At 42.2% G+C, this 9,134-nt stretch carries 6 protein-coding genes and 1 pseudogene; 5 read left to right on the top strand and 2 right to left on the bottom strand.

Features of this window, described 5'->3' with window-relative positions:
* From GNF10_RS32505 to GNF10_RS32495, 3 genes and pseudogenes are all read left to right on the top strand, one after another.
* Nucleotides 1–837: pseudogene (locus tag GNF10_RS32505) on the top strand (hypothetical protein); the annotation flags it as partial.
* A 252-nt stretch (nt 838–1,089) separates the two neighbouring features.
* The gene (locus tag GNF10_RS32500; protein ID WP_185584225.1) at nt 1,090–2,205 is read left to right on the top strand and encodes a transposase; all 1,116 of its coding nucleotides are present in this window, start codon (nt 1,090–1,092) and stop codon (nt 2,203–2,205) included.
* Between the two features lie 67 nt (nt 2,206–2,272).
* On the top strand, nt 2,273–3,076 hold the full coding sequence (locus GNF10_RS32495) for a transposase (protein ID WP_185584224.1): 804 nt from the start codon (nt 2,273–2,275) through the stop codon (nt 3,074–3,076).
* Between the two features lie 33 nt (nt 3,077–3,109).
* Here the strand turns inward: GNF10_RS32495 and GNF10_RS32490 are convergent, their stop codons facing one another.
* Both GNF10_RS32490 and GNF10_RS32485 read right to left on the bottom strand, forming a co-directional pair.
* Nucleotides 3,110–6,058 (bottom strand): AAA-like domain-containing protein, encoded by a 2,949-nt coding sequence (locus tag GNF10_RS32490; protein WP_185584222.1) that lies wholly within the window; start codon nt 6,056–6,058, stop codon nt 3,110–3,112.
* Entirely contained in the window at nt 6,055–7,635 is a 1,581-nt protein-coding gene (locus GNF10_RS32485) for an AAA-like domain-containing protein (RefSeq protein ID WP_185584219.1), read from the bottom strand. Before GNF10_RS32485 ends, GNF10_RS32490 begins: the two co-directional genes overlap by 4 nt.
* A 110-nt stretch (nt 7,636–7,745) precedes the next feature.
* Between GNF10_RS32485 and GNF10_RS32480 the strand changes: the two genes are divergently transcribed.
* Both GNF10_RS32480 and GNF10_RS32475 read left to right on the top strand, forming a co-directional pair.
* Nucleotides 7,746–8,231: a hypothetical protein gene (locus GNF10_RS32480; protein ID WP_185584227.1), complete on the top strand. Its 486-nt coding sequence runs from the start codon at nt 7,746–7,748 to the stop codon at nt 8,229–8,231.
* 157 nt (nt 8,232–8,388) lie between these two features.
* A partial coding sequence (locus tag GNF10_RS32475; protein WP_185607362.1) for a dynamin family protein occupies nt 8,389–9,134 on the top strand: 746 nt, incomplete at its 3' end.

Here is a 9,134-nt window from a genome sequence, read left to right as displayed (position 1 = left end):
CAACCAACTAAGGTTGTTGGTATGGTAGTTGGTTCTGACGCGCCAACTGAAAATCCGCGTGTTGAGGAGACGGCTCACGCGCCCTTGAGGGGCGCGTCGCCTCAACGTATCGAAAGCGCGTCAGAACTTGAAGAATTGCTTGTGGCAACAGACTGCACGACGCTAGCGCTTGTGGATGTTGCACCGAGTCAATCCGCTTCGTTGTTGGCTGAAAAGCAGGATTGTGGTGTTGAACCGAAAGACTGTCATAAAGGCACTGATTCCGCCGCGCCCGTTGCCCAAAATGAAAAATATTTAAATTCTGCGATCGCACATCAAAAAATAGAACCGAGTCGTCCCTCTGCTTCTTTGTTGGCTGAAAACTTGGTTTCTGGTGATGAGGATAAAGTAGATCATGAAGGCACTTGTTCTGCCGCGCCCGTGTCATTAAATCAAAGTGAGATATTTGAATGGTTGGATAGAGCAAACGTTGGAGAATGCCCCCCATTGTGGGTAATTCAATATTTGCTAGACAGCAAGTATTACGCCAGCATTCGGGCAACAATCGGCAAGTTTGAGAAGCAGTGGAATATATCTGTAGTCAATTATCAGGTGCAAAAATCAAGTGAGGCGTTGTTTACCACTGAAGACATCGCCATTAGATCCAAAGTTAGACTATTGCGAATGGAGAAACTGAAGATGGCTTCTCTGGTTGGGGAAAATCCTGGTTTTGACTTCTTGCAGGAATGCTGGAATGATGACCCTGCCTTACAGATCGTGATCAAAAAACTTTTGGCGAAGTTTCCGCAGTGGGGTATCGCTTGTGTTGATGGGGTGTTGATGAAGTGGGAGAGATAGTAGGTCTGTACAGCAGTCTATAAACTAAACTATTCATATTGTCATTTACGTATTTGCAGGACTTACGCAACTGGCACAGTGCGATGCCTGCGGCGGGCGTAGCCATCGCATTTATATAGTACATAAATACTATATAAAAGTGGCATACCCAAAGGAAATTGATGAAATTAGTAACAGTAATCGGCTGTGTTAAGTATTCATCAAATTATGAGAAAATTAGCTGAGGATGCATAAAATCAATCCTATAGGTTTATGAGATTTACTAAACTTAATTATTGCCAGTACTTGTTAAGTAGTCAGATTAATTATACTCTCACAAATTTGGCGGAGCATTTAGAGCAGATCAGTCACGATAAAATCAACCGTTATTTAAATAACGAAAAATTAACACCTCGGATTCTTTGGGATAATGTCAAAGATTTAATAGAAATAAATGATACAGCAGTTCCCGCTATTATGAGGTACATTCTCAGTCTTGAAAGGTTAGAGGAGATAGCGGGGAGGGGAGAAACTGTATTTCATAACAGCAGGAAGCGCTGTAATGCGTATTTGGTTTTTGATGACACAGTAATTGATAAACGATACGCTGTGGAAATAGAGCCAAGTAAACGCCAGTATAGTGGCAACGAGCATGGTGTAATTCAAGGAATTGGGCTAGTAAATTGTGTATATGTCAATCATGAAATCGGAAAGTTTTGGGTAGTTGACTATCGAATTTATGATCCAGATAGAGATGGTAAAACAAAGATAGACCATGTGATGGAGATGCTGCAAAACCTTGTGTATAATAAGTTTTTGCCATTTAAAGCTGTCTTGATGGACACTTGGTATGCCACAAATAAATTGATGTTATATATAGATGGGTTAGGTAAATATTATTATTGTCCTCTGAAACGTAATCGACTGGTTGATGATACGTCAGGTCAAAAAGATTATCAAAGAATTGAATTGTTATTTTGGGATGAAAAGGAGTTAGAATTAGGTAAACTAGTTAAAATAAAAAAGTTTCCTCAAGCTAAAAAAGTGAAACTATTCCGGGTAACTGTCTCCACCGACAGAACGGATTTTATCGCTACAAACGATATATCTCAAGATTCTACGGACGTTGTACAAAAAGTGTGTAAAGTTCGATGGAAGGTTGAAGAGTTTCACCGAGAATTAAAACAATTGACTGGCATTGAATCATGTCAATGCCGTAAAGGACGTATTCAAAGAAATCATATTGCCTGCGCTATTTTAGTTTGGCTTAGACTCAAAGATTTAGCTTATAAAACTGGTCAAACAATCTATCAAATTAAGCATGGATTGTTATCAAATTATTTAGTTCAGCAACTAAAACGTCCGGCTGTTCCCATGTTTATCGTGTAGTTGTTTGGCGCGCGGCGCGGTTACACCGTGCCATTGCTTGTGACAGTTGCGTAAGTCCTGATTTGTAATGTCTCGTTCAAAACGTAACTTGCAATCTGGATTTTGCTACCACATTACAACCCGTTGCAATAATCGAGAATTTCGTCTCACGCGGTTGGAATGCCGTGAAGTCTTTCTTTATGCCATTAAGAAAGCACAGGAGAAATATAAGTTTAAGCTCTATGCTTTATGTATAATGTCGAACCACGTACATTACCTACTTGAACCCCAACAGCCTGAAGACCTTCCCAAAATCATGCACTGGCTCAACTGGTATACGGCTATGTGCTTCAACCGAATGTTGAACCGCACAGGTCATTTTTGGGAGAAGCGATATCACAGCACAGGTTTTGCTAATACTGACCAGCGACGGGCTTTGAATACGCTCCGATACATTCATGCGAACCCCAAAGCGGCCGGGATGCAGCAGGGTTATTTCTACGACTTTAGCAACTATGGCACTCATGACCGTTTGAGCAATGATGGCATTACGCAATGGCATCCGGCGTTTTTACGGCTGGGTCGAACTTTGGAAGAGTGTGCGGCTAAATATCGCAGGTTTTGCCAAAAATATCGACCACAAGCTAAACCAGAAAAACGAAATCACTGGGGTAGCAACTTTTTACCATCAGTAATGAAGGGTGGGAAAGCAAAAAAGCCATCACCAGGGCAGATGAGTTTACCTTGGGACAAGCAGCGAGTAACCGAGAATACGGAGGTGCATGAGGTAGCAGCAAAATTTATTCAGGCGAATTGCTATCAGCCGCCAGTGCCAGGTATCGGATTATGCTATCAGCCGCCAGTGCCAGGTATCGGATTTATGAAATGCTGATTATTACGTGGAAAATAAGGCAGAAATAAATGGTTACAAACTTTTGAAAGCCTTATATGTTACACTTCTGTCGCAACGCGAGAAAAGAAATTTTGTCCCACCCGCTAAAACCCCGTCAAGGCGAGGTAGCCCTCCCCTACCATACGCTGAGTTTTCTTTTATACGCTTGATATAATCGTAGTAGCTCACAAAACTACCTCTTGAGCGGCTCTTAGTGTCCTCTATTTTGTCATCATACCATCCTACTGCCTTGGCAAACCGCAAATAATTTTCATTGTCCAAGTCATTCCAGTCTTCTGGTTTTACACCCAGCCTATTCTTAGTGCTGATCCATATCTCCTTCTGTACACTAAAACCAAAACGGTTGTCAGAATTGCTGACCCAAAGCTGGTCTATTTTTCGCAGGTCGTCACAAGAGAAACCATTAATTTGTTCATAATCCAAATATCTTTCTGTTTCTCTTTTAGCAATATTAAGCATGAGTTTATCTGTTTCTCTGTCAGCAGACTCCCAATTTTTAGCCTTCAAAAAATATTCAAGTTGAGCATATAAATGTTTTATTAATGATGCTTCAACTTCTTTATATTGAGGGTTTAGCTTAATTAAACTTCGATGAATTGATTCAATATTTTCGCCTGTAAGCAACTGATTATTTTTAGTAAAATCAGTTTCATTAGGATAAGCTTTTAGGATATTAAATGCTTGACTATATGATGCTATGGCTTCCTGAGTTTTTTTATTATCGGCTAGTAAATCACCTTGGCTTTTTTGAACTAATACCTGAACTTGTAAGCCTTCACTAAATTCTAAAACTTTCTTGTCAGCTTTGGATAAATATGATTGACTTTTTTGAATCTCACCTTTAGCATTACTCCAGTCTTTCAGTTTTTGGTATGCTTGTGATTTAGCAGACAGTAATAACGCTTGTTTAAGTTCATGTTTATCAATATTAAAGGATAATGCTGCTAGTCTTAAGGCTTCATCTGAGTCTGATGAACTTTGGTTTCGCAATTGCCCAGCTAGGGCTACAAGTTGACGAACGTTATCAATTTCCGCTTTAGTATTTTCATTTTTGGCGCTTGTTTGTTGAAGTTCACTTTCTTTAGCTGTAAGCTTTGCTAGGATTTTTGATTCTTGTTCCTTGGCCTGATTTAATTTACTATTCGTTTTAGATAGCTCTGTACCTCTAGCCTTTAAATCATTCTGTGCTGTGATTAAATTCTGTCTTGCTTTTGCCGCATCTTGCTCAAATTTTGATGCTTCCTTTTGAGAAGTTTGTGCTTTATTTTGGGCTAGTTTAGCAACTTTATCTGCTTCTTTTACTTTTCCTTGCGCTAATCTCTCGTTTTCTTTAGCAAGTTGTTCTTGTTTCTTTGCTTGTGCAGCACTATCTTGGGCTTTTCGTTCACTTTCTTGGGTTTTTTGAAGTTTATTGTTAGCTTCATTGACTTGTGTATTAGCAGACTTAACTTTTTTATTAGCTACCTGAACTTGAGAATTTGCTACGTCAACCTGCTGTCTGGAAAATATTCCTAAACCCACTGCTCCCAGAACTGCAACAACCAAAACAACAGCCCCAACACTAATTCGCTGTTGAGCTTTCTTATTTGCCTCACTGAGCAATTGATTTCTGGCTTCAGCTGCCTCCCTGTCTTTTATTTCTCTTTGTAGCTGTGCTTCTTTGTCTGCTATTGCATTTTTTTCTTGAATTTCCTTCCCTTCACTAGCAGCTAAAAACTGCTGATCTTGATAGGTCAGATTTTTATTAGAACTCCATTGTTTAGCATCCTCTAAAGCCTGACCCCGCAACAGCCGTGATTCATCCTTGCTTTCAGAAGCAACCCAAGCCCGAAAGTTTTCTGCATAAGGACGTAATTTGCCTAACTGGGCATCAATCCACTGCTCGTTAAAAACTTGTTCGTAGATGGGATTGTAAACGGTTAAGTGGTCATCTCGTTTGACCACTAACCCAGATAGTTGCAAGTCCCTTTCTTCGGAAGTATTCTGAAACTTGAATTTTCCAGCTTGGCGAATTTGCCGATACAACTCTAGTAAGTATGCAGCCTTTTGTTCGTTACTCAACAGGCGATTTCTAATTGTCTTCAAATGCTCCTGTTCGTCCTGAGATTCCCAGTTGTTAATCAAGCAATTTTGCGCCAACTCGTCAATAGACTCAGCTTCCTTGCCCGCCGAGATGAACTCTGTGTTATCTACACCCAACTGACATAACCTTTGAGTGAGAAAAGGCTGCCCTCCTGTCCATTTGAGGATTGCTGCTAAGACTGCCTGGGGATTGTCGGCTTTTGTTTCCAACCCCTGAAGTAAAGGTTGGGCTTCCTCGAATCCAAAGCCCAAGAGGTCTATAGCCTGACCGATATTGAAAGGAGTCCGTTTCTTGTCCCCAATCAACTCGGCAGGAGCCGCCACGCCCAAAAGGGCAAAGGTCAGCCGCTTGTAGTCTGGATTTTCTGCTCTTTTGTTATAACAGGAGCGAATCAGGGCAAAAAAGTCGTCGGTAAAGGGCAGATTGAGGGTGCTGTCAATTTCATCGATAAAGATGACAATACGCTGATCAATTCCCGCCAACAGTACTGTTTCGATAAACTCTTCTAACCGCTCAACTGGTGAGAGAAAATCTTTGTCCTTGAGCCAAGTACGGGTATTATCAAGTAAACGGAAATGACGATTGAGTTGGTTGATGATGCCATTGTACCAGCGTTCTGACTGCTCAACTTGACTGTCTTTCGCCGAAAAATCTAAGACTATCCCCTCCCAGCCCTCTGACTTCAGCCGAGCCAGAGTCCGCACCATCAAGCTAGATTTTCCCATTTGGCGGGAGTTGAGGACGTAGCAGAATTCTTGCGCTTGTAGAGCTTGGTAGAATTGGCGATCTGCTGCCCGTGTGACATAAGAGGGAACGTCTTGACCCAAGGCTCCCCCCACTTGATAGCGATAGCTGCCGTTGTTGACTGACTCCTTCACTCCCTTATCCTCAAGCGCGATTGGAAATAAGGACGGTATAAGCACTCATGGCGAAGAACTACTTCATTGCCCTGTAAAGTAACTAACCCCATACCATTTAATTTAAAAGCTGACATTGAGGGTAAACATACGGGTTCTTTTGTTGCCACCACTTGTTGAAAGGCTGCTGCTAACTCTGGGTTTTGCTGTAAATTCCACAAATGCCGCCGCAGGTGTTCGCCATAAATACCCGCATCAGTCGAGACTGTGGCTAGAAGTTGAGTTAACGTCAAATCACCTTGAGCCACATGATACAGGGCAAGACGTGCTAGATAGGGGTGTCCCCCCACCATCTTCATCAGTTGTCTAGTTTCCTCCGTTTCCCAATTTAGTCCATGCCGTGCTACTAAATCTAACATTTGCTTCTGGTTGAACTCTGGCAACTCTACTGCCAGCCCCACATTAAAGGGCGAGGAATTGGTATCCATCACCACGTAAGATTCTGTGGAATGTGCGATCGCCATCCGCAATTTCGCCCAAGTTTCATTCACTTTCGCCTTTTCATTCCAGGAACGCAACAGAGCTAAAAATTCCTTGGCCACTGTATTGTATGGAAAGAGCCGATCTAGTTCGTCCAATCCCAAAAATAAGGGAACTGTCAAAGGAGTTAATATATACTGCTCAAAATAATCATTGCAGTTTTCCTTGGGGCCGAATAATTCCTCATCCCAAAATTCGGACACTGTTCGGGGAGATAAACCTAGCTTGCGACTGATTAACGCACAAAACCGCTTCAACAGAACCGTTAAATCTTCAAAAATTGACTCATCAGTTTCTAAGAAGTCTAAGGTAGCTGTGCGATAGCCTAGCTCTGTCGCATGGTGGCAAATCCGGGCTAAAAGGGAAGTTTTTCCCATCTGTCGCGGGGCTTTAATCCGAATCAGTCCGGCGTTTTTTTCAATCTGCTCATAGCAACGCGATTCCCAAGGCTCTCGCTGGACGTAAAACCGAGAAGCTAGTTGTATCGTCCCGCCTGGAAGTTCTAGTTCTGCTACGGGCAACGGTGGGCGATCTCGGTTGCCTACAATTGGGGTAGGAGTAATTTCTTCAGCTAGGGGTTTAGGTGCTGACCCTGTTGATAGGAGTGAGAGGATTTCCGATAAGATAACTGGCGTGTCTGCCTCAGATTTCCATTGCCGTTGCTGAATGGTTTGCAAAAAACTTCGCAGTTCGTAATTGAGTGGGTCATCAAAAGGTAAATTGACTCTAACTGGCAAAATGACAGGCTTGCCCAGCTTATTGTGCAATTCCCTTGCTGTCCTGAGTTCTCCTGCCACCATATCACTGCTTGCCGATTGCTCTGACAGCAGCAGTAGGAAATAATCACAGCGTTTCAATTCCTCATCAATGCGCTCTACCCAATTTTGTCCCCAGCTAATACTTGCCCCTGCCATAAAAGCTTCATGTCCAGCCGCTACCAGTTGGTTGTAAAGTTCTTGTGCTAGCCCGGCATCTGGCTCTTGAGAGCGATAGCTGATGAAAACTCGCTGGCTAGTCATTGGCTTTGTCGAGACATTCTGAACAAAATCAGTATTCATCAATTTGGGCGGCTACTGCTCAAAAGCATGATTTTTGCATCTACATCTTGAGTATGTGCTTTTACGGAAAAGAGCGCAATCTTTTTATTATCAGAGGTAGACAGTAAATTGTGTATGCTGCACCAAGTCAACCTGCTTCGTTGTTAGCTGAAAACCAGGATTGTGATGTTGAGCCGAGAGACTGTCATGAAGGTACTGGTTCCGCCGCGCCGCCTGCCCAAATTGAAAAATCTTTAAATTCTGCGGTCGCTAATCAAACTCAGGGGCAGGTAGAACAAAGTAATCCCACTTCATTGTTAGTTGAAAATTCAGTTTCGGGTGTAGAAGTCAAAGCCGTTGATGAGGGTGAAGGTTCCGCCTTGTCTGTCATCAACACTGAAAAATGGTCACATGAGGCGATTGTAGCAAGGTCAAATGCGCGACCAGAGCGTATGCAGAAACTGAAAACTGCGGCGAATTCGGGGCAGAATCCGGGGTTTGATTTCTTGCTCTCGTGTTGGAATGATGATCCGGCGTTGCAGATTGTGATCAAGAAATTGTTGGCGAAGTTTCCGCAATGGGGGATTGCGATTGTGGATGGGGTGCTAGGGTGTTAGCTAAGTTCTTGGAGCAGAGAATTATGTGGGTTGAGGAGAAATTGTTTAGTTGAAATAGATAAGTAATAGACTAAGCCGTATTGTTACTGAGGTTCTTATGTTTCTACTAAGGCAGACTTGGCATAAGTGTACTTTACTAGATGCGGAGTAAGAATAAATGATTTCTGAGGTACTGAAGCCGAATATACAGGACTTGCAGAAAGATGTTATTGATCTCCTAGAGCAAGTCAGTTCACTGATGAATCACGCTAGTACAGCACTTGTTTCTGATAGTGCTGGCAAAAAATACGCAGAATTTGAGCAACAAGTCAATCAGGAAATAGATAAGGTCAGAAATCTTGAGTTGAGAATGGCAATTGTTGCACCAATGAAAGCTGGCAAATCTACTATTACTAACGCCATCATCGGGCAAGAGATTTTGCCAAGTCGTAACGCTGCGATGACGACGCTTCCGACTGAGATTATTTTTGATAGTAACTTAACTCAGCCAGTTTTATATCTAAATCCCCAAATTTTGACAGTTTTTCAAGAAACACTATTAGCCTTACGCCAGAGAATTGATCAGATGGGGATTGAACAAGCGCAAGAAAAACTTGCTCAGTATCCTCATTTAGCAAAAATTCCAAAGCAAATTCAGCAAGCAGTCGGACTGACAATTCCCGGCAAAAGTGAAGGAAGGGAGAAGATTATTCATACCTTAACTAGTTTGAATGATATTGTCAGAGTGTGCAGTCTTTTAGAGCCACAAGCAGATCCGTTGCAATACTTAATGGATGTTCCCAGAATACACACTCAATTTTGGCGTTCATCTCAAACTAATCAGCAATCAAAAAATTTAGGTAAATTAGTAATTGTTGATACTCCTGGGCCAAACGAGGCAGGAGAAAATTTGCGTCTCCAGGG

The organism is Nostoc sp. UCD121 (assembly GCF_014222285.1).
In the GTDB taxonomy this organism is placed as follows: Bacteria; Cyanobacteriota; Cyanobacteriia; order Cyanobacteriales; family Nostocaceae; genus Nostoc.
The sequence above is the reverse complement of the archived record's forward strand: the minus strand, read 5'-3'. Positions and strand labels throughout refer to the sequence as shown.

Bases quoted from the DNA above. Each gene is read 5' to 3' on its own strand.
- GNF10_RS32500 (WP_185584225.1), top strand. From the start codon at position 1,090: ATGAGATTTACTAAACTTAATTATTGCCAGTACTTGTTAAGTAGTCAG.
- GNF10_RS32495 (WP_185584224.1), top strand. From the start codon at position 2,273: ATGTCTCGTTCAAAACGTAACTTGCAATCTGGATTTTGCTACCACATT.
- GNF10_RS32485 (WP_185584219.1), bottom strand. From the start codon at position 7,635: ATGAATACTGATTTTGTTCAGAATGTCTCGACAAAGCCAATGACTAGC.